The sequence below is a fragment of the Thermosipho globiformans genome, from assembly GCF_003990895.1.
In the GTDB taxonomy this organism is placed as follows: Bacteria; Thermotogota; Thermotogae; order Thermotogales; family Fervidobacteriaceae; genus Thermosipho; species Thermosipho japonicus.
Genome location: NZ_BHXD01000001.1, coordinates 98,157 through 123,934, shown reverse-complemented (window position 1 = coordinate 123,934; position 25,778 = coordinate 98,157). Strand labels below are relative to the sequence as shown.

Here is a 25,778-nt window from a genome sequence, read left to right as displayed (position 1 = left end):
GAGGGGGCTAAAGTGAAAAAGTTTTTTCTAATATTTTTAATACTTACATCAACAATTTTTGCAACAACATTTTCATTAAGGTATGAAAATATAATATATACATCAGATACAAATAAGTACTTTTCAAATGTATTTACTCCTGCTATTAAATATCAAAACGATAATTTTTCTTTTTTTGTAGAAATGACTTTTTCAAACGATGGAAAATCCCCACTTTTTTACGAAGAATTCTACGGTGATTATTACATAAAATTTAAAAATTCTGGAGTAAGTTTAAACCTTAATAACGTAAAAATCTCATTGGGAAATTTAGAGAACTATGATATTGTTGACTCGCCATATTCATTATTTATTTCGTCTCTTGGACATTCAAAGCCAACTATTTCTTTTAAGTTTGAAGATAATAATTTTAAGTATGAATCAAGATATATTTTAATTTCATATGATGATTTTGTGCCCCTAAATCTGTCAACAAAAAGTTCTATCGATAAAGGGTTAAACTTAAAATATTATGCTATAAAGTATGGAAATTTTACATTTGGATATGAAGAAGCTTCAGTATATGTAAACAGGTTATTCGATTTTGAATATTTTTCTAATCCTTTACCAAACTTTTTTGTACAATACTACCGTGAAAATGTTTTATACAATGGAATAAGAAGTTTTAATGACAATTCTTTAATGGGATTTTTTGCATCATATGAAGATTTTGAAAAATATTTATATGCACAAATACTCATAGATGATTTTAATGCAAATAGATTTTTTAACCCGGATAATCCGACGGTTGATAAGATTGCATGGTCTTTTGGCGGAACATACAATTTAAATAATTATTTAAAAGCTAAAATATTCAGTGCTGGTGCAACAAAGTATACATTTCAACCTTCAGCTGACTCAGGAAACCCTCTATATTATGGATATACTTACTTTATAGTTGAAAAAATAAAAGATTTTATAATAGACTATAAGGATAATTACATTGGATACAAATATGGCGAAAATAATCTTGCACTTTTAGTAGGTCTTGATTACTCAAAGGATTTTAATTTAACAGGAGATCTTGAATTTATTCTTTCTGGAACAAAATCGCCTATAAATCCCTGGACAGAAAAGAATGGTTCAACATATGAACGTGGATTTAATCTCTTAAATGAAGAAAAAATTGAAAAGACTTTTCTTATATCTTTAAACATCTCAAAAAAATTTGGTATAATGGAAATAGGCGGATTTATTAAACTGGGAGAAATATTCAATGTACTAAAATTAGTGGAAGAAGTAAATGATAATGTTAAAAAACCTTATTTTGCTCCTTCAGATGAAAATAAAACAATATTTGATCTTTCAATATTTATTAAAGTAAATTATAACCTATAATGAAAAGGGGGATCACATGAAAAAGTTAATATTAATTCTTTTTGTAATTACCTCCTGTATTTTATTTTCTGATACGGTTGTATTAAAAGACGGGAGCCAAATAAAAGGGGAAATACAAACAATAAATTCTGGTGTTTTAAGTATTAAATCTTTAGTTGGACAAATTGTTTCTTATACCGATATTGTTAAAGAAGTTTACTTTGACGAAAATGCTACACCAACTTCTGGAGTATGGATAGAACCTAATGAAGGTGAATGGATAAGAATTCCTGGAAAATTAACTAAATTTGATGGGAACTCTGGAACAGTTCTTTTACCAGATAGTGGAACTTTTGTATTTTCAAGTAGAGAAGCAATAAAATATGTTAATTTCATTGAAAGTTCTACAAAACTAGATCTTTTACAAAACACATCAGTCGTTCCTGGAAAAACCGACAAATTAAAAGTAACTTTAAAAAATGGTGATACTTTTTCAGCTGTCTTTTCATCCAGGCTTGGTGATATAATAACATTTATCGTAGAACGTGGAATTATATCAATTCCAACTAACCTAATTGAAAAAGTGATTTTCCCTGAAAACTCAAAATATAATTCTCTTTTTACACTTAAAGATGGTGCAAAAATATATGCAAAAATATTAAAATTTGAATCTAATAGCTTCTTAATTGAAACAGCAATAGGTGTTATATTTATTGATTTAAAAATGGTACATAATATAGAACTGCTTTTTTAACTGTAACAAAAATTTTATCAAAAATACTGATTGGTTGTTAAAAAAAGATAGTAAAATTTTTCACGAGGACCATATAAAAAGGAGGGAAAAGTATGAAAATAGCTATCAACGGTTTTGGAAGAATAGGAAGATTAGTCCTTAGGGAACTTATACGCCGCAATAGTGACATTGAAGTTGTTGCTATCAACGATTTAACCGATGCTGCTACATTAGCTCATCTTTTCAAATATGATTCAGTACACAAAGTACTACCTAATGAAGTTAAAGCTACAGAAAACTCTATTATAATCGATGGTAAGGAAATTAAAATCTTTGCAGAAAGAGATCCTGAAAACCTTCCATGGAAAGATTTAGGTGTAGATGTTGTCGTTGAATCTACAGGGGTATTCAGAAACAGAGAAGGGGCTGAAAAGCATTTAAAAGCAGGTGCAAAAAAAGTTGTAATTACCGCTCCTGCTAAAGGTGAAGATATTACAATAGTTATTGGTTGTAATGAAGAACAACTTTCTTCCGAACACAATATCATTTCTTGTGCATCTTGTACAACAAATTCAATCGCATCAATTGCAAAAGTAATCAATGATGAGTTTAAAATAGTAACTGGTCACCTTATTACTGTCCACTCTTACACCAATGACCAAAGAATTTTAGATTTACCACACAAGGATCTTAGAAGAGCTAGAGCAGCTGCTGTTAACATAATCCCTACAACAACTGGTGCCGCAAAAGCAGTTGCAGTGGTTGTTCCTGAATTAAAAGGAAAACTTGATGGAATGGCAATAAGAGTTCCAACTCCAGATGGATCACTTACAGGATTAAGTGTAGTAGTTGAAAAAGCTACTTCAACTGAAGAAGTAAATGAGGTAATCAAAAAAGCTACAGAAGGAAGATTAAAAGGAATTATTGGTTACAACACAGAACCAATTGTAAGCAGCGATATTGTTGGAACAAGATTTGCTGGAATCTTTGATGCGACATTAACTAAAGTTATGAACGGAACATTGGTAAACGTATTCTCATGGTATGACAACGAATATGGATACACAAACAGAGTTGTTGATACACTTGAATTAGTAGAAAAGAAATTATAAAAACTAATAAGCTTTTTCCGTAAATGGGGGCCGTGTTGCCCCCATTATTAAAATTAACAGGGAGGGATAAAATATGGAAAAATTAACAATAAGAGATATAGATCTAAAAGGAAAACGAGTTATAATGAGAGTTGATTTTAACGTTCCTATGAAAGATGGAGAAATCACCGACGATACAAGAATAGTTGAAGCACTTCCCACAATAAAATATGCTATTGAAAACGGTGCTATTGTGATTTTACTTTCACACCTTGGAAGGCCAAAAGGCGAAAGAAAGCCTGAGTTTTCTCTTGCACCTGTTGCCAAAAGGCTTAGTGAACTTCTTGGAAAAGAGGTCACATTTATTCCAGAACTCTATGGAGAAATTGTAAATGAAAAAGTTAAAAATGCAAAAGAAGGAGATATTATTTTACTTGAAAACACAAGATTTGACAAAGGTGAAACTAAAAATGATCCAGAACTTGCGAAAAAATGGGCTGAACTTGCCGATATACATGTAAATGATGCATTTGGAACAGCCCACAGAGCTCATGCAAGTAATGTTGGAATTGCACAGTATATACCAAGTATTGCTGGATTTTTAATGGAAAAAGAAATTAAATTCTTGTCTAAAGCTACAACTAATCCTGAAAAACCATATGTTGTTGTATTAGGTGGTGCAAAAGTTTCAGACAAAATTGGGGTTATAACAAACCTTCTTGATAAAGCAGATAAAATTTTAATTGGTGGCGCTATGATGTTTACTTTCTTAAAATCTCTTGGATACAATGTTGGTTCATCACTAGTTGAAGATGATAAGTTAGATCTTGCAAAAAGAATTTTAGAACAAGCAAAAGAAAAGGGGACCGAAATAGTTCTTCCAGTTGATGCTGTATGTGCTCAAAAAATTGAAGCAGGAGTTGAAACAAAAACAATTGATATTAAAGATGGTATTCCTGAAGGTTGGATGGGGCTTGATATTGGACCTAAAACTGTTGAACTCTTTAGAAATAGTATATCTGGTGCTAAAACAATAGTTTGGAATGGACCAATGGGAGTTTTTGAAATAGAAGATTTCTCAAACGGAACTAAAGAAGTTGCAATTGCTATTGCTGAAGAAACATCAAAAGGAGCTATTACAATCATTGGTGGTGGAGATAGTGCAGCAGCAATCTCAAAATTTGGACTTAAAGACAAAGTATCACACGTTTCAACAGGTGGTGGAGCATCTCTCGAATTCCTAGAAGGAAAAGAATTACCTGGTATAGCATCAATTGCAAATAAAAAAAAAATAGAAAACTAGTATTGGCTGGAAACTGGAAAATGCACAAAACCCCAACTGAATCTGCACATTTTGCATCAATATTACTAAATGCATTTCATGGTGAAAAAGAATTTGATATTATAATCGCTCCTACTTTCATATCAATACCAGCAGTATACGAAATTCTAAGAGATTCTAATATTAAGGTTGCAGCACAAAATATGTACTTTGAAGATGAAGGTGCATACACTGGAGAAATATCTTGGAAAATGTTAAAAGAATCTGGTGTTGAGTATGTAATACTAGGTCATAGTGAAAGACGAAACATCTTTGGAGAAACAGATGAAATGATTAATAAAAAGATAAAAAAAGCTATAGAAGTTGGTCTAACTCCTATTCTCTGTGTTGGAGAAAAACTTGAAGAAAGAGATGAAGGCCTTACATTTGCAGTAGTTGAAACTCAAATTAGAAAAGGATTAAAAAATATAGAGGACATTGAAAAAGTAATTATAGCTTACGAGCCAGTCTGGGCTATTGGAACAGGAAAAGTTGCAACTCCAGCTCAAGCACAGGAAGTTCATAGCTTTATAAGGTCACTTATTTCAAAAATGTACTCAAAAGAAAGAGCCGAAAAAGTTAGAATACTTTACGGTGGTAGCATTAAACCAAATAACTTCTTTAGTTTAATAGTACAACCAGACATAGATGGTGGACTAGTTGGAGGCGCAAGTCTTAAGGAAAGTTTCATAGAACTTGGAAAAATTTTAAAACAAGTGATATAATATAGAACTAGGGGGTGAGTCCCCCTAGTTTTTCTTTTACAGGAGGTAATTAAATGCCACACATTCTTATAATTGATGATGAAAGAAATGTAAGATTTTTAATTGAAAAATTTTTGGAAGAATTTTCTTATGATTCTCTATCTACAGTTGAAGAAGCTTTAAAAAACATATTTGAAAAAAATATAAACTATGATCTTATAATTTCTGATTTAAAATTACCTGGAAAGTCTGGTATAGAACTTGTCAAAGCATTAAGGGAAAAAGCAATTGATACACCTATTTTAATTGTGTCAGCATATACAAAACCAGAAATTTTATCTGAATTATTCAAATTCGAACGTGTTGATTTTCTTTCAAAACCTTTTACCAAAGAAGAATTACTTTCAAAGGTAAAAGAATTAATTGATGAACCTAAAGAATCTTTCGATAAAGCATTAAGAATGGCAAATGAATTTCTAAATTCTGGTGATCTAAATAAAGCTGAAAAACTTATTAAAAAAATGTTTAGTCTGTCACCTTCTTCACCAATACCACATTACCTTATGTATGAATTACTTAAAAAACGCGGAAATATGGAACTTGCGAATAAACACTTGAATGCTGCAAAGTCTCTTGATGAAAACATTGAGGTGAAAAAAGATGAAGAAAACAAATGAACTTTTTATTGTTATTATAGGCTGTGGTAAGGTAGGCGGAAACATTGCCAGCATGGCATCGTCCATCGGGCACAGTGTCGTTGTAATAGACAAAAATCAAGAGTCATTCGAGAATTTGTCACCTGAGTTTACTGGTTTTACAATTATTGGAGATGCTACTGAAAAAGATGTCCTTGAAAATGCCAAGGTTTCTAAAGCAGATTATGTATTTGTACTTACAGAAGATGATAATACAAACTTTTTAATCTCTCTACAATGTAAATATTATTTTGGAGCAAAAAATATAATTTCAAGAATTTATGATCCAGAAAATAGCGTTCTATTTTCAGAATACAACATTGATGTTGTATCACCTACTATGCTTCTAATTGGTGATTTAAAAAATATATTGGTTGGTGAAAGTTTATGAAAGTTGTCATAATCGGTGGTGAAAAAATTGCATATTTCCTTGCAAAATCGTTCTCAAGTAAAGGATATAAAACTTATTTAGTAAACAAAGATCAGAAATTATGTGAGGATTTTGCAAGAGATCTAAAAGCTGTAGTAATCCATGGTGATGCTTCAAAGAAAAAACTCCTAGAACAATTAGATATTGAAGAAGATGATATCATAGTTGTTCTTACAAATAAAGATAAAGAAAATCTTATTATCACACAATTTGCAAAAAAGATCTTTGGAGTAAAAAATATTGTGACACTGGTAAATAATCCAGACAATATAGAACTATTTGAAAAATTAGGAATTACAGCAGTTGTCAGTACTACCACAATGCTTCAAAAGGCTGTAGAAAATTTGTTATTTGGCGAAGAGCTTCAACAGTTCTTATCTGTTGAAGAAGGAAAACTAACGTTCTTAAAAATAGACATACCTGAAAACTCAAAAGCTGTTGGAAAATTATTAAAGGATTTAAGCTTGCCTCATGAATGTGTTGTTGGTGGTATACTAAGGAAGGGAAAAGTTATAATTCCACATGGTAATACTGAAATAAATGCTGGAGATAGATTATATATTGTAAGTTTACCAACTGCTCAAGAACAAATCCTAGATATATTAACGGGTGAATAAGTATGCCGAGAAAAAAAGAACAATACAAACTAATTATTCATAACATAGGATTAGTTTTAATGTATTACACAATTATTATACTTTTTCCATTAGTATTTAATATATTCTATCCAAATGAATTAAACAATTCCTATGCCTTTTTATTATCAGCCTTTTTGTCTTTTTTTATTGGGTACATTCTTTTTAAAGCTACAAAAGATGTTTCTTCAACAACCGTTACAGTTCGTGAAGGAGCTGTTATTGTATTTTTTACATGGTTACTTGTTGTTTTAATAGGTTCTATCCCTTTTATACTAGTTGAAAATTTGAGCTTTTCACAAGCAGTTTTTGAATCAACAAGTGGTTTTACTACGACTGGTTTAACAATGTTTACCGATGTTTCAAAAGTTTCAAAATTAATACTTGTTTGGAGAAGTCTAATGCAATTCATAGGTGGAGCTGGTTTTGCACTTATAATGATGGGATCTGTCATTGGCCCCAAAGGATTTGGTCTATATCACGCTGAAGGTAGGGTAGATAACATTGCTCCAAACATAAAGCGTTCAGCAAGGATTATTACCCTCATTTATATAACTTATGCATTTTTAGGAACAGTACTACTTGATATAGTTGGAATGCCTTTGTTTGATGCGTTCAACCATTCATTAACTGCTCTTGCAACAGGTGGTTTTTCCGTAAAGAATGCAAGTATCGGAGAATACAATAACTTAAGAGTTGAAATAGTTACAATCATTCTAATGTTTTTAGGTGGAACAGGTTTTGGAGTTCATTATACTCTTTGGAAAGGAAACTTTAAGGCCTTCTTTAAAAATGGTGAGCCTTGGTTAATGCTCATAACAATATTTACTTTTTCTTTAATAATGGCCTTTAACGGTATTGGAAAAGTATTTTCTACCTTTTCACAAGGCTTTAGAGAATCTTTATTTCAAACTACATCCGCACTAACTGGTACAGGTTTTTCAACAGTGGATTTAACAAATCCTTTATGGATCAATTTTGGCTTAGGAATGTTTATACTTACTTCATTGATGATGGCCGGTGGCGGTATGGATTCAACCGCTGGTGGATTAAAACAATATCGTATTTGGGTAACTATCAAGGTATTACTACATTCTGTAAAGGAATTTCTTCTGCCATCAAAAAGTGTTACCAAAATATCTGCATGGAAAGGGCAAAATAAAAATTTCATTACAAATGAAGATATTAAAGAAATTTTTCTAGTTTTTTCAATGTATTTTTTTACATTTTTCGTTGGAAGTTTAATATTAAGCTCTTATGGTTATAATCTAACTCAATCTATGTTTGAATTTGCTTCTGCAATGAATGGCGTAGGGCTATCTTCTGGAATTACTTCACCAAATATGCCCCTTGGAGCAATGTGGACCCTTACTATTGCAATGTTTACTGGAAGACTGGAATTTTTAGTTGTAATTTACGCTGTTGCAAAGCTAATTAATGATTTATCCGAAAGTATAAAAAAGTAGTTTACATCTTCTTTTTTAATGTTACGTAAGAGGTAGGCGTTTCATATACCTTTATTTCATATAGAAAATATCTTTCACTGTTTAATTCCGTCTCTAATTGTTTCCAAATCCACTCAGCAATATTTTCTGCACTTGGTTGTGGAACTATTTCGTTTATATATGAATGATCTAGTTTACTTAAAACTTTTTCTTTAACAATCCGCTTTAGTTCTAAAAAATCTATAACCATACCTTCCTCATCTTTTTCACCAGCAACGGTAACTACTAGTTTATATGTGTGCCCATGCAACTTTTCACACTTTCCATGATACTTTACAAGATTATGTGCTGCATCAAATGTAAACTCTTTTGAAACTAGTAACATCTAAAATAATCCCTCCCCAGTTAAATAATTTCTACTTTTTTTATCTTAGCTTTTTTATCTTTTAGTTTTGCTAAAAAAAGTTCTACATCTTTTTCTTTTGATAACTTCCAATTTCTCTCAATTAATATTTTATATGATAAGGTATCTATTTTTAAAATAATATCTCCTTTTCTTATATTATCCTCCAAAGGAAATTCTTTGTCAAAAATTATAACCATTCCTATATATGATGAAAATCTCATTAGCTTATTCTTCAACAATACATAGTCAAAAAAATCCTCATAGACTAAATCAAATTCATATCTTTTTTCTATTTCCTCAACTATCAATTTTACCACGTTATAATCTAACCCCAAATCTATCATCTTTTTTAAATACATCATTTCATTTGATACATTTGTTTCACTATAAACCAAGTATTTACCCACTTCAAAAAATGCTTGTCTATAATACATTCTTACTGATAAAGCCCAATTAGAGGAAACTGATGGTAAAAAATCTCCATTGTATATATCAAACGCTTTTTTTAAAGATTTTGTATCTTTTTTATCTAAAGAAACCAAAGATAATCTTTCAAAATTTTCAAAATCTGTTTCTATTTTATTAGACACAATAGAAACTATAGAATCTTTAGTATTTAATCTTGCAGTATTTTTTAACTTTTTATTTATTTTAGAAAAAAATACTGTTATATCATTGCGGCATGGCATCTGATCAATCTCCCACACATTTTCTAATATATTTTCAACACTTACATGTTTTTTGTAAATAACAAAAGCAAGAATTTCTGACTCTTTAGGAGAAAAATGTGTGTTTTTCAACTCTGAAATTAAAAAATCTCCAAATGTAATAACTTTTATGCTCTCACCTTCTTTCAAGCTAATTATATCACGTAAATTATATAATTAATTTTATATTGAGTGATAATTTGATTACATCTCAGGTTTTAATTTATATTAATGTAGTATTATCAATTTACAGAAGAAAAATAAAGACAAAAAAAGTGTTGTTGTTATGTAAATAATTTTTTAAGAAAGGAGGAAAGGTAAGATAATTCTATAAGAACCACAAAAACTAAGGAGGGGAAACTATGAGAAAGATGTTAATTACTTTATTAAGTTTATTTGCTTTATTTATTTTTGCCGACGCAACTTCTGTACATGTACCTGGCTGTGATTGGGAAGAATATACTATTGATTCTTCTATCACAATCTATGTCCATCAATGGATGGATCTTGATTATGAATGGTTAATCGCTGATTTTGATATTTGTGACTATACTCAAACAGGTGATGTTGATGTATTAACTTTCACTCTTGACTCAAATGCTCCTGTTAACGTAATTCCATATGCAGATTACAATGGGCTTGATGCTTACATCGACGCAGATGTTTATGTTACAAAAGATGGTAATCCATTTGTTCCTACAAATCCTATCGATGATGGACTTTATGTCATAGGCTTTACCATTAATAGTATTGATCCTAATTTACCTGCTGGCGATTACCCTGTAGTTCTTAGCCTTACTTTTGTTCCTACCGTTTCTTTCTAAAGATAACTAAAACATATCCAAGTAGTTTAAACTTTGACTACTTGGGTTCTTAAAATGATACTTTCTCCTTAAAAGAAAGGAGTTATCATGAAAATACAAATTCTACTACTTATTTTTGTTTCATTACTTTCATTTTCAAATAACCATATTATCGGGAAAGTCAACATAAAAGTTCCTCCAGAAATAAATACCGAGATCAAAACTTTTGAATATAATCTATGTAATACATATGAAGAAAGCAACTGCCAAAATAATCTACTTCTAAAAATGACCTATTCATCAAACTACTTAGTATTTTTAGTAATTTCTTATCCAAAAACAATAATAGATAATTTTATATTTGTATCAGTTAAATCCTACATCAACAATTTTCAAACAGCAAATTTTTGGTACACAGGTAGCAAATGTTATAGTTCAGACAATTACGTTCTTACACCACTTTCAAACAATGGAATAGTCAAATTTTTCTTTAAAAATAGCAAAAAATCCAAAACTATACCCGCTGGAAAGTATACTATACCAATTGAGTTTAAATTCTATCCAATTGTAAAGTGGTGAAATATCAGTGAAAGGAGGAGAATATTTTGAAAAAGATCATAATATTTATGTTAAGTTTGTTAGCAATAAGTTTACTTGCAACTACTCAAGGTAATTTTATTCATGTCTCTGGATGCACTTCTACCAGTACTGAGCTAAGTAATACCATAGACGTTAGAGTTCATCAATGGATAGATTTAACGTGGGATGCAACTCCTTATCACATCTGTGATAAAGAAACAAATGACCAATATTTTGATGATGGTTTTGTACTTTTGTCAGTTGAATACTTTTCAAATGCAGATGTTCAAGTTTCAGTAGATTTTCCTGATCCACACTTTAGAAATGAATTTTTAGAAATATTAGAAAACATATCAATCTATTTCTTTGTAAAATCGATTGATGCAGTATCTAATCAAGATAGTTATTTTCAATTTAATTATAACATGGGAGATTTAACAAGAATGGGTACAGACACTACAATACCTGTAAATCTACCACTTGTCAGCCAAGGCTCAATTTTATTCACAGTAAACACTGTAACTTCTGATCCTGGACCGTATGAAACACCTGCTGGTGTTTATCATTTACCAGTAAGGTTCACATTTAATCCTACAGTAAGTTGGTAACAAAAACTAAGGAGGGGAAACTATGAGAAAGATGTTAATTACTTTATTAAGTTTATTTGCTTTATTTATTTTTGCCGACGCAACTTCTGTACATGTACCTGGCTGTGATTGGGAAGAATATACTATTGATTCTTCTATCACAATCTATGTCCATCAATGGATGGATCTTGATTATGAATGGTTAATCGCTGATTTTGATATTTGTGACTATACTCAAACAGGTGATGTTGATGTATTAACTTTCACTCTTGACTCAAATGCTCCCGTTAACGTAATTCCATATGCAGATTACAATGGACTTGATGCTTACATCGACGCAGATGTTTATGTTACAAAAGATGGTAATCCATTTGTTCCTACAAATCCTATCGATGATGGACTTTATGTCATAGGCTTTACCATTAATAGTATTGATCCTGATTTACCTGCTGGCGATTACCCTGTAGTTCTTAGCCTTACTTTCGTTCCTACCGTTTCTTTCTAGAGGTAAATATCATCTAAATGGAAAATCCCATATACCTTGAGTATATGGGATTTTTTGAACTTAATTTTGATTTAGAATTAACTGTGAAATTGATATAATTAATATATGATATATTCAAATAAAAACATAGGGGGCATTCAAATGAAAAAAATACTTTTTACCATTTTAATCCTATTTACTTTATTTTCTTCAATTGGCTTTGCTGTAACTATTTATCCCTTAGTAAACAGGTTAAATGTTGAAGCAAATCAAAGAACCATAGAGCTCACAATTAATGTTGCAAACAATAGTCCTAGTATAGCAGACGTTGACGTCGAAATATCAGATTTTGTAATAGAAGGCTCTAAATATCTTTATGACATCCCAAATTATGCATTTAGTATTAAAGATTGGATTACAGTTGAAAGCACACATTTAATTTTACAACCCGGTCAATCAATTGATTATCCAATAAAGATAAATATTCCTTCAGGTTTTAAAGGGGCACAAGCATTTGGTGCAATACATTTTAAACAAAAAGGAAAGCAATCAGAAGTTTTTGAGACAATTTTTGACTATATTTCACTTATAATATTAGATTTTCCAACTGTTAAAAATATCAAAGCACAAATTCAAGATGTGTCAATATACGATCTAACTACAACTGCTTCAAAAACTCTTATTGACAAGTATGGCAACTTTGGAACAGTTATTGACATAAATGTAAAAAACAACGGTAATGCAGTTTTAGCACTTAATGGGGAAATGAGGCTTATCTCCAGAGAGATTAACAGAATTATCACTTCCATACCATTAAATAGTAATAATTTTGTTGTCTTTCCAGATAGGGCTAATAACTTTGAATTTTTTATTCCATATGTATTGCCGAAAGGAGATTTTGAAATACAAATGGATGGTATATCTCAAAATGTACGTGTTACAGCTTTTAAAAAGCTAAAAATCGAAGGAAAATCTTCTGATAGAGTTGCAGTAATGATTGATCCTGAAATAATTTTAATAAATGTAAAAAGAACAATTGAAAATTCAAAAATAACAATTCAAAATCTTTCGCCTTTATCAACCGAATTTGGTCTTTCTACAATTTCGAAAGCTATAAATATATTACCAGGCAAAATCAGATTATCTCCTTATTCAAAAATAAACGGTTTTGTAAAATTTGATAGTAGACTTGAAAAACTTAAAGATGGTGATAATGTTTTTAAAATTAATATTGATAGTAAAAATGAAATTAGCTTTTTTAAAAATCCAAAAATAGTCTTAAGATATGGTAACTTAGAACCAAATATAGGCTCATTCATTACAGATGTTGCAACAAATACGTTTGCTTTAAATGTAGAAAATACAGGAAATACAATAGTAACTTTTAAGGTCATAAGAACTGAAAAACTTCAATCAAATGATTTAACCAATGAAATAATACTATTTCCAGGTGAGATAAAAAAAGTTTTTCTTGAAATACCTTACAATGAAATTATCAAGAACAGTACTTTCATAATGTACAAAATTTATGGAGAAACTGATTATAAATATAAAAAAAATATAGGAGATGTTAGAAAATGAAAAAATATTTAGCAATCTTAATAATATCGTTAATTACTTTAGCTTTTTCTGTTGATATCTATTTTTATCAAACAGATATAAGAGATGCTTTAAATCAACTGGGAATGCAAGAAGGTGTTTCCATAATATATGATCCTTTAATATCTGGTTTCATAAGTGTTGAAGCTTACAACATAACTTTAGAAAAAGCTCTTGATTTAATGTTATTACCTCTTGGATATTACTGGACCAAAATAGACAATGTATATTTTGTTGGTACTGCAAATCCTGATAGTCCTAATTTTGCACTAATTTCAAAAAAATATCTTTTAAATCTAAGATTTATAACCTTTGATGACCTCTACAATGCTTTACCAAAGGTAATGACAAATTATATATACAAAACACCTAATAAAAATCAAGTTCTCATATATGCACCTGCAAAAATAGCATCCCAAATTGCTGAAACAATAACTCTAATAGACAAACAAATACCTGTTGCAGAAATCCAAGTTAAAATTGTAGAAATTGATGAATCCGATTTTAAAAAATTTGGTATATCTTGGAATAACGAAGAAAACAATATCACATCTTACAATAATGGCAATTTACAATTATCTTTAAATCCTTTAAATGTAAACTTTAATATTATTATGGAAACTTTGATAAGTTCTGGTAATGCAAAGGTTCTAGCAGAAGGAACACTAAAATTAAAATCAAATTCTACGGCACAAATTACAGGATATACAACTGTTGGTTTTACTCTTGGCAAAGATAACACTTATGTTGAAAAAAAGATCAACACTCAAATCATTATTTCTGGATATGTTTTTGCAGATCATGTAAATCTCACACTTAAATCCATTGTGGAATCATTTATACAAAATTCTTCAACATTTACACCAGTTGGTGCCTCAGTTGAAACAAATTTAGATATAAAATACGAACAACCTTATTATATAGCTGGTCTATCTTTTGACTCAGTTACAAAACAAGATGGCGGAATCCCAGGTTTAAAAGACATTCCAATAATTGGTAATCTTTTTAAAAATAGTACATATACATCAAGAAAGAAAAATATAGTAATATTCATAAAAGCAAGATTGGCAGGTGAAGATCTATGAAAAAAATAATAATTGTTATATTAGCATTGTTCTTTACAATTTATGCTTTTTCAATAACTAAGGATGTTTATTTTGAAAATATGGATATAAAAGATGCACTCATGCAATTAGGAACCCTATATAATACATCAATAATTTTTCCTGAAAACTTGAATGGAAAAGTTACGGTAGAACTCTACAATGTTTCAATTGAAACAGCATTAAATGTTATACTCTCAAATTTTAATTATACATTTGAAAAAATTAACGATGTCTATTTTATAATAACTGATCAATCGATACTATATTATAAATCACATACATATACTCCAAAATTTAGATCTCCAGAAGAATTATCAAAACTAATTCCATTTAAAAACTATATTGTCGGAAACAACATCATTGTTTATTGCCCTGATGATTTGTGGAATAATTACAAAAACTTTTTAGAAAATATTGATAAAGACGTAAAGAATAATACTATTATTTCTTATGCTATTTACTATATTAAAAACTCAGAATTAAAAAATTACAATATAGATACTAAAAAACTATTAGAAGCTCTTCCATATACAAGTAAATTTAATTACATATTAAATACATTTGGATTTTTCACAGGAAATGATCCAAAAGTATCCATTAATGGTTCAATAAAATTAAATGCAAGTGTTAATAATTCAGAAGTAATTTTTGAAATTTCAACCGAAAATGATTCAGCAAGCACAAAATTTTCTGCTAAAGAGGGAGAAATAAGAAAAATTTTAGAGGGAAAATTTGGAAAATTTATTGTTATAACAAATATCAAAAAGATAAATTATGAATCTAGTAGTTATAAAATAGAAAAATTAAAACTCTCCCTTAAAAATTCTTTTAATTTAACATATTTTTCTAACCAAAATCTTTTAATGTCTATTTCAACTGAAAATTTATCAATTTTTTTTGATAAAAACGCTTCTTCTTACTTAGGTGCAAAATTTAATCCTATTAACGATTTTTGGATAGGAGGAAAAATAAATATTCAAAAAGCAACTGAAACAAATATTATTTTTGAAGACAAATTTTCAATAAATCCACTTTATGTAGAATTTAATATCAACAAAGCTTTGAATCTAGAAAAAATGGAAATAGGTAATATTCTTTCAAATTTATATATGAAAATGGGAATTGGATTAAAGTATTACATTGATGAAAATGTATTCATAGATATTTCAGCATTTTATGACTCACTAGAAATTATTTCTGGAAGATTAAAACTTTTCCACAATAATTTTGGAGCAGTACTTTATATTGATCAAAATCTAAATTATGGTGGAGGTATATATATTAATTGGTAAAACAAATCCCCCAGCTAATTAACTGGGGGATATTTGCAATTTTTAAAAACTATTTTTTCCAAAGACCGTGAACATTACAATATTCTCTTGCATGTACTTCTTTTCCCTTTTCCACTTTAAATTCAGCCTCAGGTTTGTCACCTGGGTTTAAGAACTTTCTATAAACTACTCCATCCACAATTAATTCAATCCATTCTATATAGTGTTTTTCTTCCATAGGATGAAGTGCATTTTCACCTACTCTTACTCTATATCCATCTTCTAATTCCTCAATAAATGGTACATGTTTTTCTGTTGATGTATCAGCTGTCTTTTCTTCAAGCAATTTCATGGGCTCTCCACAGCAAACCAAGGTTCCTGCACCCTCGTGAAGAACTTCTACTATATTACCACATTTTTCACATTTATATACTTGAATTCTTTCAGTCATACTTATCCCTCCTTTGGTGCATAATAACACCTTTTTGGACTCTCAATTTTTCCTTCTTTTTTAAGCTCACTAATGAGCTTACTAACTACTTTTGAATCGACTCCCAATTTTTGTGCAATTTCACCCGTTTTCATTGGTTTACCTTCCTTTTTTAAGACCTCTAATACTTTTTCTTTTTCCATACTATCCCTCCTTGTTCGTGTTAAGAGGGACATATTGTCTTTGTGCTAATTCTCTATCAAGCATGAATAAAGCATTTTTATTATCTCCGACAAATTCCAATCTGGTTAATATATCCCTTGCATTTTCCTCTTCCTCAACTTGTTCATCAATATACCATTGTAAGAAATTAAATGTTGGTCTATCTTTTAATTCTTCGGCTATATCAACTAACTCGTTAATTTTACTTGTAATATGTTGCTCGTGTTTGAGTACCTCTTCAAATGTATTTTTTATACTTCCAAATTCAAATGGTGGCTCTTTTATTTCGTACAATTTAATTCTTGCACCTTGATTTATTAAATAATTATATATCTTCATTGCATGATCTCTTTCTTCCATCGCTTGGACCATCATCCAATTTGCAAAACCTTTTAATCCCATATCTTCAAAATATGCAGACATTGATAAATACAAATATGACGAATACAATTCTTCGTTAATTTGTTTATTTAATGCATCAATCATTTTATCTTTTAACATACCTATCTCCCCTTTTAGTTTAAGTTTCTTTCTGCAATTTCTTTTGCCAAGTGTTCTAATTTTTCATATCCTTCACTATCAACCAAACCCTTAACCGTTACCGGTTCTAATAGTTCAGCCTTTAGATTTGATAACATTGACTTTATTTCATCGATAAACTTTCCACCCCAACCATATGAACCTACTATTGCAAGATATTTTGTTTTTGGTCTTAAAGCATTTACCAAATAAATCGCGCCTGCAGCAATTGGATGAACCCCCGTTAAAACCATTGGAGTTCCAATAACAACTGTCGATGCTTCTACTAAATCAATTGCTATTTCTCCTATATCTGCATTTACAATGTTGTGCAATTTTACTTTTACACCTTTGTCCATCAAACTTTCAGATAAATATTCCACCATCTTTTTTGTGCTCTCATGCATTGAAATATACAATATAACTACCTCATTTTCAACTTCATCACTTATCCACTTTTTATATGCCTCAATTATCAACTTAGGATTTTTATAGACAGGACCATGACTTGGTGCAATCTTTTCAATATCCAGCATTTCAACCTTTTCAATGTTTTTTTTCATTGGAACTCTAAATGGCATCATAATTTCTGCATAATACCTCTTGGCCATCTCAAGTAATTTCTCATCACCCACTTGCTCAATTTCACTTGTTGCAAGGTGTGATCCAAATAAATCACAACTAAAAAGTATTTTATCCTCTTTTAAATAAGTAACCATAGTTTCAGGCCAATGAGTCCATGGTGTAAATATAAACTTTAAAGTTTTATTCCCCAATGATAACTCCTGACCATCTTCAATAGTTATCACATCTTCATCTTTAATATGAATGTGAGTTTTTAAAAAATCTGCACATTTTTTATTTGTAACAACCTTTGCTCCAAATTTTTCTACAACTTTTCCAATTAATCCAGAATGATCTTGTTCTGCATGATTCGAAATTACATAGTCTATCTTTTGAATATTCAATTTTTTTAGATTATTCATAAATTCTTCTTCTTTTCTTGGCTCAACTGTATCAATTAGTGCTATTTTTTCAGTCCCTTTTATTATGTAAGAATTATAAGTTGTTCCATTAGGAAGTGGAACCAACTCATCAAAAAGTTCCCTGTCCCAATCAATTGCTCCAACAAAGTATACATTTTCTGCTATTTTTCTAACCATAACTTATTCCTCCTCAAATTGATCCTTTGGCACCCCACAAACTGGACATACCCAATCTTCTGGTAATTCTTCAAATGGTGTTCCTGGTTCTATTCCATTATCAGGATCTCCAACCTCTGGATCATAAACATAACCACAAACTGTACAAACATATCTTTTCATAAATTCCACCTCCAAAAATCTTTTCAATTACATGGAGCGGGAGTACCCGCTCCTACAAGTCTTATGTATATATTATACTACATTTTTACTTATTATTTAATTTTTTATGACAGAACCACCAATCAAAACATTCATATTCTTTTGTTCTTTGTTCTGCATCTTTAACTGTTGATGCTGGTGGAACAATAGCTTCATCATTAACTAATTCATTATTTGGCCAATTTGCTGGTAAAGCTACTCCATTTTCGTCAATTACTTGGAACCCTTTCACCATTCTTAATATTTCATCCATATTTCTACCAAGTTCTTGAGGATAATATAAAACAGCTCTTAAAATACCCTTTGGATCAATTATGAAGACTGCTCTAACTGTATTAGTACCTTTTGCAGGATGAATCATACCAAGCATTTCAGCAATCTTTCCTCTATCATCAGCAATAACAGGGAACTTAATTTCAACACCTAGTTTATCTTTTATCCATTCAACCCATTTGATATGAGAAAACACCTGATCAATACTTAAACCAACCAATTCAGTATTCAATTTTTGAAATTCGTCAAATCTTTTTTGAAATGCTACAAATTCAGTTGTACAAACGGGCGTAAAATCCGCAGGATGGCTAAATAAAACAACCCATTTCCCCTTAAAATCATCTGGAAATTTAATAACTCCTTTCGTAGTAACTGCCTCAAATTCTGGAATTCTCTCACCAATCAATGGTATACCCATGCCTACTCACCTCCATTTAAACAATTTTTACATATTCCAACTAAACAATACTGAATATTCATTACTTTATGACCCTCTACTGAGTCAATTTTTGGAACTTCTGGAAGATTTTCAAAAATATCGTAAACCTTCTTACATTTTGTGCAATAAAAATGATGATGTTCTACAAATTCAAAATCATATCTTATAGATGAAGGAGTAATTATCTCTTTAATAACTTTTTTCTCGCTCAACAGAGAAACAGTATTATAAACCGTAGCTCTTGAAATTGCATGAATTTTTCCTTTCAAATGTTCATATATTTCATCTGCCGACGGATGTTTTTTGCTTTCAATAATAAATTTTAAAATTTCTATTCTTTGAACTGTTGGGCGAATATTCCTTTCCTTAAGCATTTCAGCATATCTTTTCAATGAACTCACTCCTATCTATACTAAGTACATTTTTATTATAAATCTAATTTTAGACATTGTCAAGTTTTTAACTATTTTTTATTAATATTTTGATTAAAATCCAAAAAATCCAATTAAAATAATTTTCTTTGAAACTAGAAAAAAATTTGTTAAAATTCATGTAATAAAACTTTGAAAAAAACGTTCCACAACTTTTAGTCAATTTATCTTTTGTAATCTTAACTTTAGTGTAAAATATTTATCGAAAGGGGGAAAAACGTGGCAATTATTTTAACCATTGTCTCAGTCTACGCTATAGTAATAACTACACTTTTTCTAAAAAAGTCTTTAGCTTCTAGTCGCTACAATATCAAAAGCCTAATCTATGATTTTAACGATTCATTGTCTGATAGTAGTAATGATTTTTCAAGCAAAGTTTTATCCTATATTTCCAAGAATTTTTCTAAAATTGATTCTGGAGCAATTTTTCTTAAAAACGGCAATTCATTTATTGAACTTAACTCATTTGGTAATAAAATAGAAAATAATGACAAGATTTTCTTTTTTAAAGACTATTATGTTAAAGAATTTTTTATAGACGAATCATATGCACTTAGAACTGTATTCCACACAATCAAGAATCTTTCAAAAGAAGAAAAAGAAAAGATTGAAATTTTAACAGGTTTAATCTCTTCTTCTGAAATTATCAAAAACTTAATCAAAAAGAATGGAAAGTTCCAAATTGACCTTATGCTTTCAATGATAAAAATATTAGAATATTATGACAGATACACTCAAGGTCATTCTCTTAGAGTTGCAGAGATCTCGAAGAAAATCGCAGAAAAAATGAAACTTTCTCAAAAAGAAATTTCCGACGCTTATTGGACAGGACTTGTTCATGATATTGGAAAAATCGCCATACCAACAGGTATTTTAAACAAAGAAGGAAAATTAACTAACGAAGAATTTTCAATAATAAAAAAACATCCAATATATGGTTATGAATTTCTATCAACATCTGAAACCCTTAAGGATATAGCAACTTATGTTTTTCATCATCATGAGAAATGGGATGGAACTGGTTATCCTACAGGTCTGAGAGGAGAGATGATTCCTATTATTTCAAGAATAATTGCGGTTGCTGATAGTTGGGATGCAATGATAAGTAAAAGGGCGTATAGAAATGCTTTACCTAAAGATTATGCATTACAAGAGATCATCAACAACTCTGGGAAACAATTTGATCCTAGAGTGGTTAAGGCTTTTCTGGAAGTTATTGAGGAAGAAGAAGATAATATTTCCATTGCATAAAGAGCCAACTTTAAAAAGTTGGCTCTTTTTTTATATCATTATACATCAGGAGGTGTGGGGGGAAGATGAAAAACAACTTTCTTGGAAGAAGCCTTACAGTGATTGAAGATTTTTCTGTTGATGAGCAAATGTTTTTGTATACCAAAACAAGAAAACTTAAAAAACTTTGGAAAGAAAAAAGTGACATTTCCGAATTTCAACTCAAAAAGAACGTAGGAATTTACATTGTATTTGTAGAACCTAGTACAAGGACCAAAGAATCTTTCATCAACGCAGCAAGATTCCACAAAAATGCAAAAGTAAATATTTTTGATTCAGAACATTCATCATTTAACAAAAAAGAAAGCTACTTAGACACCTTTAACATGCTAACAGGCTATAGTGACTACTCAATTTTTGTTCTAAGAACAAGACTTGAGGGGACATGTAAGTATTTAGATGAAAAAGTATCAGAATTTGCTGAAAGGCACGGTATAGAAAAGCCTGCATTTATTAACGCCGGTGATGGCAAGCACGAACATCCAACTCAAGAATTACTAGACGAATACACTTTCCTTGAACAAATGGATTTTGACAATTCTTTTATTCACATCGCTCTAGTTGGAGATTTACTTCACGGAAGAACTGTCCACTCAAAAGTTAACGGTCTGAAAATTTTTAAAAATGTTTTAGTTGACTTGATTGCACCTGAAGAAATATCAATGCCATCTCATTATATCAAAAAAATGAAAGAAAATGGTTTTGAAGTTAGAATTTTTGATTCCATTGAATCATATCTTAAATCTACTGATAAAGTAGCAAAAATATGGTACTTTACACGGCTCCAGCTTGAAAGAATGGGAGAAGATATTTTAGAAAAAGAACATGTGCTAAGAAAAAGTGTCACCTTTAGAAAAGAATTTCTAGAAAATATACCACAAGATGTTAAATTTTATCATCCTCTTCCAAGGCATAAAATATACCCAACTATACCCACTTTTCTAGACAACTTACCTCTCAATGGTTGGGAACAACAAGCAATAAATGGATATTGGACTAGAACAGTTCTACTATCAATGCTTGGTGGAGCATTAAAAACAAATTTTGATACATCTTTTAAACCCCAAGAAAATGATGATGATTTTATAATTCCTGCACCAATTGTAAATGGTACCAAAGGAGTTTTAAAAGAAGGAAAAAGAGGAATAAAACCAATTGAAAACGGAACAGTAATTGACCATATTGCAAAAGGAAAAGATAAAAATAAGATTTTTGAAACTATAGTAAAAATAAGAAAAATATTAAAATTGTTTGATCTTGATAGCGCAGATGGAATATTCAAATCGGAAAATGGTGAATTTAAAGGTTACATAAGTCTTCCAAATAGATACCTTTCAAAAAAAGAAATAAAAATGTTGTCTGCAATCTCTCCAAATACTACTGTAAATATAATTAAAAACTCTAGAGTGGTTGAAAAATACAGAATATTCTTACCACCTTTCATCTACGGATTTTCGGAATTAAGATGTAAAAATGAAAATTGTATTACAAATCCTGTAAATGGAGAAAATGCTGAAGCATTTTTTATAAGAAATAACGAGGGAGAGCTTGTATGTAAGTACTGTGAAACGCCTCATTCGTTCGAAGAAATTTGGAATATTTAATTAATAAAGTGCCTGGATATCCAGGCACTTTATCTAATCTCTGTAACACCATCTGATGAATTTAATTTATAAAAGGTAGGTCTTATACTAAATCTTGAATAATATTCATTTTCTAATAACTTTTCAATACTTTCAAATGTCCCTTCTTTCGAGATAACAATAACTCCTCCGCCAAAACCTCCTCCAACCATTCTTGCGCCAACTATTCCTTCTTTTTCCTTTAAAAAATCTACTATAAAATCTGTCTCTTCACAAGAAACTTCATACAAATATCTCAAACTTTCATGAGATTGATATAGATATTCCCCTATCTTTTCAATTTCATTTTCTTTTAAAGCTTTTACTGTTTTTAAAACCCTTTCATTTTCCTCCAATATATGTTGGGCTCTTTTCAAAAGTGAACCATTTAATAATTTAAGATCTTCTTTTGTCACCTTTCGAAAACTATCTTTGCCAATTATCTTAAGAGCATTTTCACATTCTTTCCTTCTAAGGTTATATTCAGAGCTTGAAAGTTCATGTTTTACATTAGAATCAATCACAAAAATCTCATACCCTTTTAGATTAAGTGGAACAAATTGAAAATCTAAAGTCATTGTATCAAGAAATATTGCGTGATCTTTTTTTGAAAATGCTGAAGCAAATTGGTCCATTATTCCACAATTTACCCCAACAAAATTTGCTTCTGCCTCTCTTGAAATTTTAACAATATCTATTTTAGATAAATTCAAGCCAAAATACTCAGATATAGCATAGGAAGATGCTACTTCAAGAGCAGCTGAACTTGAAAGGCCAGCACCAATAGGTATATTAGAATCCACCTTTATTTTAACGGGTTGAATCTTATAACCTCTTTTCTCAATTTCTTTAATAACACCTATAATATAATCTGCCCAAGTATTTGTTTCTTGCACAGATGAAAGTTTAACTTCTTCATTCAAATTATTTGAGTAAAAACAAAACTTATCTGATTCTTCAATCTCGAGTTCTACATACCTATCAATAGCAAAAGGCAGTACAAACCCATCATTGTAATCTGTGTGTTCGCCTATAAGGTTAACTCTGCCGGGTGCTTTTACTTTCAAAACTCCACCTCCACCTCTCTCAACATTTTTGCAGCTTGTTCTGGCACTATCGGATTTATAAAATTCCATGTTCCTGTTTCCACACTTGCCATCCACTTTAATTTATCCTTATCTCTCTTTGGCGGGTTAAATTCAACGTGAAAATGAAAAATATCAGAATAATCTTTTGTATTAAATGGAGCTTGGAAAAACATCATCATATAAGGAAATTCTTGATCAAATAATTTGTCATATTTTTTTGTAACAACTTTCAATATTCTTGCAAAATCTTTTTTCTCATTCTCAGTAATTTGCAGTAAATTTGAAATATGTCTTTTTGGATATATATGAACTTCGAATGGAAACCTTGCATAAAATGGAACTAATGCAACAAAAGTTTCGTTTTCATATACTAATCTTTCATTTGTTTCATTTTCTAAAATCTCACAAATTACACATTTTCCATTTTCATCAAACCATTTTTCCATTGCATTTAATTTAGCTTCTATTCTTTTCGGTATAAATGGAAAAGCATATATCTGCCCATGAGGATGCGGAAGTGATGCTCCAACTTCTTTACCTCGATTCTCAAATATGAAAATATTTTTAACAAAATCATTTTTTGACAGTTCATATGTTCTATCAACCCACATATCAACCAATTTTTCTATCTGGAATATAGGCATCTGCGGAAAAGACGAATCATGCTTAGAAGTATACACTACAACTTCACACACACCATATGATTTCATTCGCTTAAAAAGCTTATTACTTTCTTTTACTTCTGGTGGATTCTTTCTTAACGAAGGATATCTATTTTCAAAAGCTACAAGATCATATGTTTCCTCTCTAAATTCAACTCCTCCAGGACAAATAGGACAATTATTTTTTGCAGGTTGAACCGGTCTTTTTTGTGTCTCAGCAGATATAATTACCCATTCATCGGTAAGAGGATTATATCTAATTTCCATCATTATAAATCGCCTCCATAAAAATTAAATATTCTTCCATCTTCTCTTATTAATTTTCTAGATTTTAAATTAATAAAATCTTCTTCTACAAATTTAGATACCTTTCTTTCAAAATTCAAATAAATTTTTACTTTTCTTTTTTCCTCATTAATAGCTTCAAGAACATATATACTGTCATCACAAGTAAAACTAACTATCTTTTTATTATTTTTAACATTATCAAACAAAACTTTCCATTCTTCTTCAAATTCTTCCTTTGCATCAAGAACAATAAAATTTCCAATATTACTGAAAAGATAGTTTTCTTCGAATGGACCTGATACAACAAAACCATCCAAATACTCAAAATCTTGAAGGTAATTTTTTGATCTTGCAAATATTTTGCAATTTAAATCTTTTAAATTCTCAATCAAGTTTTTATCTATATCTTCAATATTTCTATTGAATACAACCACTTTTCCATTTAAATTTTCAAAATTTAGGTCTTCGTTAAAAATTACAACATCTTTCATATTAAACTGACTTTTTTTACTTTTCAGTTGACTTTCAATTAAATATTTATATGTTTTAAGCAAATAACCTCTATTAGTATGTTTTAAAATCACAAAAGAATTTTCACAAGAAAAATCTTTAAATAATTTATGTTCATAATTAATAACAAAAGAAATATTTTCGTCGTCTTCTATAATTTCAATGTTTCCTTCTTTAGCATCTAAAAATCCAAACAGACCTTCGCTATTAATAGCAAAAAATGAAAAAAGCTTTAAATCCTGTGTTTTTTTTATTTTAAAAACTTCAAAAAGGTCTGTTTTTCCCTTAATACTCCAAGAAAATTTCCATCCAATACTAAAATTTTCTACTTTCCATTTTATTTCATAGCCCTCTTTTTTCTCATAAAAATAACCATTTGAAAAGTTTGAAAACATTTAGAATCACTCCCTGAATATGATTAAATAAAACCTTAAAAATTTTTATTGCTTTTATCACTTTATTTCCCAAAATAAAATCTGAAAATACGATGAACTTACATCAAAAAGCAAACCACATGTGTGAAAATTTTTAGTCTTCTAACAATTCTTAATTTGATAAATCTCCTATTTTCCTCTTAACAATCAAATTTTCCAATCATTAAACGACAAAATAAACAATACCTTTTTATACATACTCTCCATCAGCTTAAAATAACTTCACCATTATCTATCAATGCTTTCGGTAGTTT

At 29.8% G+C, this 25,778-nt stretch carries 30 protein-coding genes; 18 read left to right on the top strand and 12 right to left on the bottom strand.

Features of this window, described 5'->3' with window-relative positions:
• Nucleotides 1-12 precede the first annotated feature (12 nt).
• The 9 genes from EO083_RS00755 to EO083_RS00715 all read left to right on the top strand — a co-directional run bounded on the left by EO083_RS00755 (nucleotide 13) and on the right by EO083_RS00715 (nucleotide 8,431).
• Complete coding sequence (locus EO083_RS00755; RefSeq protein WP_126992321.1) at nucleotides 13-1,377, top strand: hypothetical protein; 1,365 nt, start codon at nucleotides 13-15, stop codon at nucleotides 1,375-1,377.
• A 16-nt stretch (nucleotides 1,378-1,393) separates the two neighbouring features.
• Nucleotides 1,394-2,110, top strand: coding sequence for a hypothetical protein (locus tag EO083_RS00750; protein WP_126992320.1), 717 nt, complete (start codon nucleotides 1,394-1,396; stop codon nucleotides 2,108-2,110).
• Between the two features lie 92 nt (nucleotides 2,111-2,202).
• Entirely contained in the window at nucleotides 2,203-3,201 is a 999-nt protein-coding gene (gene gap, locus EO083_RS00745; RefSeq protein ID WP_126992319.1) for a type I glyceraldehyde-3-phosphate dehydrogenase, read from the top strand.
• Nucleotides 3,202-3,274: 73 nt separating this feature from the next.
• Nucleotides 3,275-4,483, top strand: a complete 1,209-nt coding sequence (locus tag EO083_RS00740) for a phosphoglycerate kinase (protein ID WP_126992318.1) — start codon at nucleotides 3,275-3,277, stop codon at nucleotides 4,481-4,483.
• 2 nt (nucleotides 4,484-4,485) lie between these two features.
• Entirely contained in the window at nucleotides 4,486-5,226 is a 741-nt protein-coding gene (gene tpiA / locus EO083_RS00735; protein WP_277600356.1) for a triose-phosphate isomerase, read from the top strand.
• Nucleotides 5,227-5,279: 53 nt separating this feature from the next.
• Nucleotides 5,280-5,882, top strand: a complete 603-nt coding sequence (locus tag EO083_RS00730) for a response regulator (protein ID WP_126992316.1) — start codon at nucleotides 5,280-5,282, stop codon at nucleotides 5,880-5,882.
• Nucleotides 5,866-6,291 carry a potassium channel family protein gene (locus EO083_RS00725; protein WP_126992315.1) on the top strand — a complete coding sequence of 142 codons (426 nt, stop codon included), beginning with the start codon at nucleotides 5,866-5,868 and terminating at the stop codon, nucleotides 6,289-6,291. Before EO083_RS00730 ends, EO083_RS00725 begins: the two co-directional genes overlap by 17 nt.
• Nucleotides 6,288-6,947: a potassium channel family protein gene (locus EO083_RS00720; RefSeq protein ID WP_126992314.1), complete on the top strand. Its 660-nt coding sequence runs from the start codon at nucleotides 6,288-6,290 to the stop codon at nucleotides 6,945-6,947. Before EO083_RS00725 ends, EO083_RS00720 begins: the two co-directional genes overlap by 4 nt.
• A gap of 2 nt (nucleotides 6,948-6,949) precedes the next feature.
• Nucleotides 6,950-8,431 (top strand): TrkH family potassium uptake protein, encoded by a 1,482-nt coding sequence (locus EO083_RS00715; protein WP_126992313.1) that lies wholly within the window; start codon nucleotides 6,950-6,952, stop codon nucleotides 8,429-8,431.
• A 1-nt stretch (nucleotide 8,432) separates the two neighbouring features.
• Here the strand turns inward: EO083_RS00715 and queD are convergent, their stop codons facing one another.
• Nucleotides 8,433-8,795: a 6-carboxytetrahydropterin synthase QueD gene (gene queD, locus EO083_RS00710; protein WP_126992312.1), complete on the bottom strand. Its 363-nt coding sequence runs from the start codon at nucleotides 8,793-8,795 to the stop codon at nucleotides 8,433-8,435.
• A 20-nt stretch (nucleotides 8,796-8,815) separates the two neighbouring features.
• The gene (locus EO083_RS00705) at nucleotides 8,816-9,673 is read right to left on the bottom strand and encodes a helix-turn-helix domain-containing protein (protein WP_126992311.1); all 858 of its coding nucleotides are present in this window, start codon (nucleotides 9,671-9,673) and stop codon (nucleotides 8,816-8,818) included.
• Between the two features lie 212 nt (nucleotides 9,674-9,885).
• On the opposite strand from EO083_RS00705, the gene EO083_RS00700 reads away from it, so the two are divergent.
• The 7 genes from EO083_RS00700 (at nucleotide 9,886) to EO083_RS00670 (ending at nucleotide 15,973) form a co-directional block, all read left to right on the top strand.
• Nucleotides 9,886-10,347, top strand: coding sequence for a hypothetical protein (locus EO083_RS00700; RefSeq protein WP_126992310.1), 462 nt, complete (start codon nucleotides 9,886-9,888; stop codon nucleotides 10,345-10,347).
• 87 nt (nucleotides 10,348-10,434) lie between these two features.
• A complete protein-coding gene (locus tag EO083_RS00695) occupies nucleotides 10,435-10,905 on the top strand; it encodes a hypothetical protein (RefSeq protein WP_126992309.1) in 471 nt (156 codons plus the stop codon).
• Nucleotides 10,906-10,931: 26 nt separating this feature from the next.
• On the top strand, nucleotides 10,932-11,513 hold the full coding sequence (locus EO083_RS00690) for a hypothetical protein (protein ID WP_126992308.1): 582 nt from the start codon (nucleotides 10,932-10,934) through the stop codon (nucleotides 11,511-11,513).
• A gap of 22 nt (nucleotides 11,514-11,535) precedes the next feature.
• Nucleotides 11,536-11,997, top strand: a complete 462-nt coding sequence (locus tag EO083_RS00685) for a hypothetical protein (RefSeq protein ID WP_126992307.1) — start codon at nucleotides 11,536-11,538, stop codon at nucleotides 11,995-11,997.
• A 141-nt stretch (nucleotides 11,998-12,138) separates the two neighbouring features.
• On the top strand, nucleotides 12,139-13,557 hold the full coding sequence (locus tag EO083_RS00680) for a hypothetical protein (RefSeq protein ID WP_126992306.1): 1,419 nt from the start codon (nucleotides 12,139-12,141) through the stop codon (nucleotides 13,555-13,557).
• On the top strand, nucleotides 13,554-14,660 hold the full coding sequence (locus EO083_RS00675) for a type II secretion system protein GspD (protein ID WP_126992305.1): 1,107 nt from the start codon (nucleotides 13,554-13,556) through the stop codon (nucleotides 14,658-14,660). The genes EO083_RS00680 and EO083_RS00675 overlap by 4 nt, the downstream gene beginning before the upstream one ends.
• Complete coding sequence (locus EO083_RS00670; RefSeq protein WP_126992304.1) at nucleotides 14,657-15,973, top strand: STN domain-containing protein; 1,317 nt, start codon at nucleotides 14,657-14,659, stop codon at nucleotides 15,971-15,973. Before EO083_RS00675 ends, EO083_RS00670 begins: the two co-directional genes overlap by 4 nt.
• A gap of 49 nt (nucleotides 15,974-16,022) precedes the next feature.
• On the opposite strand, the gene EO083_RS00665 is transcribed toward EO083_RS00670, so the two are convergent.
• From EO083_RS00665 to EO083_RS00635, 7 genes are all read right to left on the bottom strand, one after another.
• Nucleotides 16,023-16,403, bottom strand: coding sequence for a desulfoferrodoxin (locus EO083_RS00665; RefSeq protein WP_126992303.1), 381 nt, complete (start codon nucleotides 16,401-16,403; stop codon nucleotides 16,023-16,025).
• Between the two features lie 2 nt (nucleotides 16,404-16,405).
• Nucleotides 16,406-16,585, bottom strand: a complete 180-nt coding sequence (locus EO083_RS00660; RefSeq protein WP_126992302.1) for an HTH domain-containing protein — start codon at nucleotides 16,583-16,585, stop codon at nucleotides 16,406-16,408.
• A gap of 1 nt (nucleotide 16,586) precedes the next feature.
• Nucleotides 16,587-17,105, bottom strand: coding sequence for a ferritin (locus EO083_RS00655; protein WP_126992301.1), 519 nt, complete (start codon nucleotides 17,103-17,105; stop codon nucleotides 16,587-16,589).
• A gap of 14 nt (nucleotides 17,106-17,119) precedes the next feature.
• Nucleotides 17,120-18,286, bottom strand: coding sequence for an FprA family A-type flavoprotein (locus EO083_RS00650; protein WP_126992300.1), 1,167 nt, complete (start codon nucleotides 18,284-18,286; stop codon nucleotides 17,120-17,122).
• A gap of 3 nt (nucleotides 18,287-18,289) precedes the next feature.
• Nucleotides 18,290-18,448 (bottom strand): rubredoxin, encoded by a 159-nt coding sequence (gene rd, locus EO083_RS00645; RefSeq protein WP_004102330.1) that lies wholly within the window; start codon nucleotides 18,446-18,448, stop codon nucleotides 18,290-18,292.
• 85 nt (nucleotides 18,449-18,533) lie between these two features.
• Nucleotides 18,534-19,178: a peroxiredoxin gene (locus tag EO083_RS00640; RefSeq protein WP_004102328.1), complete on the bottom strand. Its 645-nt coding sequence runs from the start codon at nucleotides 19,176-19,178 to the stop codon at nucleotides 18,534-18,536.
• 2 nt (nucleotides 19,179-19,180) lie between these two features.
• On the bottom strand, nucleotides 19,181-19,600 hold the full coding sequence (locus EO083_RS00635) for a Fur family transcriptional regulator (protein WP_241229912.1): 420 nt from the start codon (nucleotides 19,598-19,600) through the stop codon (nucleotides 19,181-19,183).
• Nucleotides 19,601-19,849: 249 nt separating this feature from the next.
• Here EO083_RS00635 and EO083_RS00630 point away from each other — a divergent pair, with 249 nt between their 5' ends.
• The gene (locus EO083_RS00630) at nucleotides 19,850-20,881 is read left to right on the top strand and encodes an HD-GYP domain-containing protein (protein WP_126992298.1); all 1,032 of its coding nucleotides are present in this window, start codon (nucleotides 19,850-19,852) and stop codon (nucleotides 20,879-20,881) included.
• Nucleotides 20,882-20,946: 65 nt separating this feature from the next.
• Entirely contained in the window at nucleotides 20,947-22,524 is a 1,578-nt protein-coding gene (locus tag EO083_RS00625) for a bifunctional aspartate carbamoyltransferase catalytic subunit/aspartate carbamoyltransferase regulatory subunit (protein WP_126992297.1), read from the top strand.
• A 29-nt stretch (nucleotides 22,525-22,553) separates the two neighbouring features.
• On the opposite strand, the gene EO083_RS00620 is transcribed toward EO083_RS00625, so the two are convergent.
• The 3 genes from EO083_RS00620 to EO083_RS00610 are packed head-to-tail and all read right to left on the bottom strand — an operon-like array spanning nucleotide 22,554 to nucleotide 25,485.
• Complete coding sequence (locus EO083_RS00620; RefSeq protein ID WP_126992296.1) at nucleotides 22,554-23,609, bottom strand: galactokinase; 1,056 nt, start codon at nucleotides 23,607-23,609, stop codon at nucleotides 22,554-22,556.
• Nucleotides 23,606-24,562, bottom strand: coding sequence for a galactose-1-phosphate uridylyltransferase (gene galT, locus EO083_RS00615; RefSeq protein ID WP_126992295.1), 957 nt, complete (start codon nucleotides 24,560-24,562; stop codon nucleotides 23,606-23,608). Before galT ends, EO083_RS00620 begins: the two co-directional genes overlap by 4 nt.
• Complete coding sequence (locus EO083_RS00610; RefSeq protein ID WP_126992294.1) at nucleotides 24,562-25,485, bottom strand: alpha-galactosidase; 924 nt, start codon at nucleotides 25,483-25,485, stop codon at nucleotides 24,562-24,564. Before EO083_RS00610 ends, galT begins: the two co-directional genes overlap by 1 nt.
• Nucleotides 25,486-25,778 lie beyond the last annotated feature (293 nt).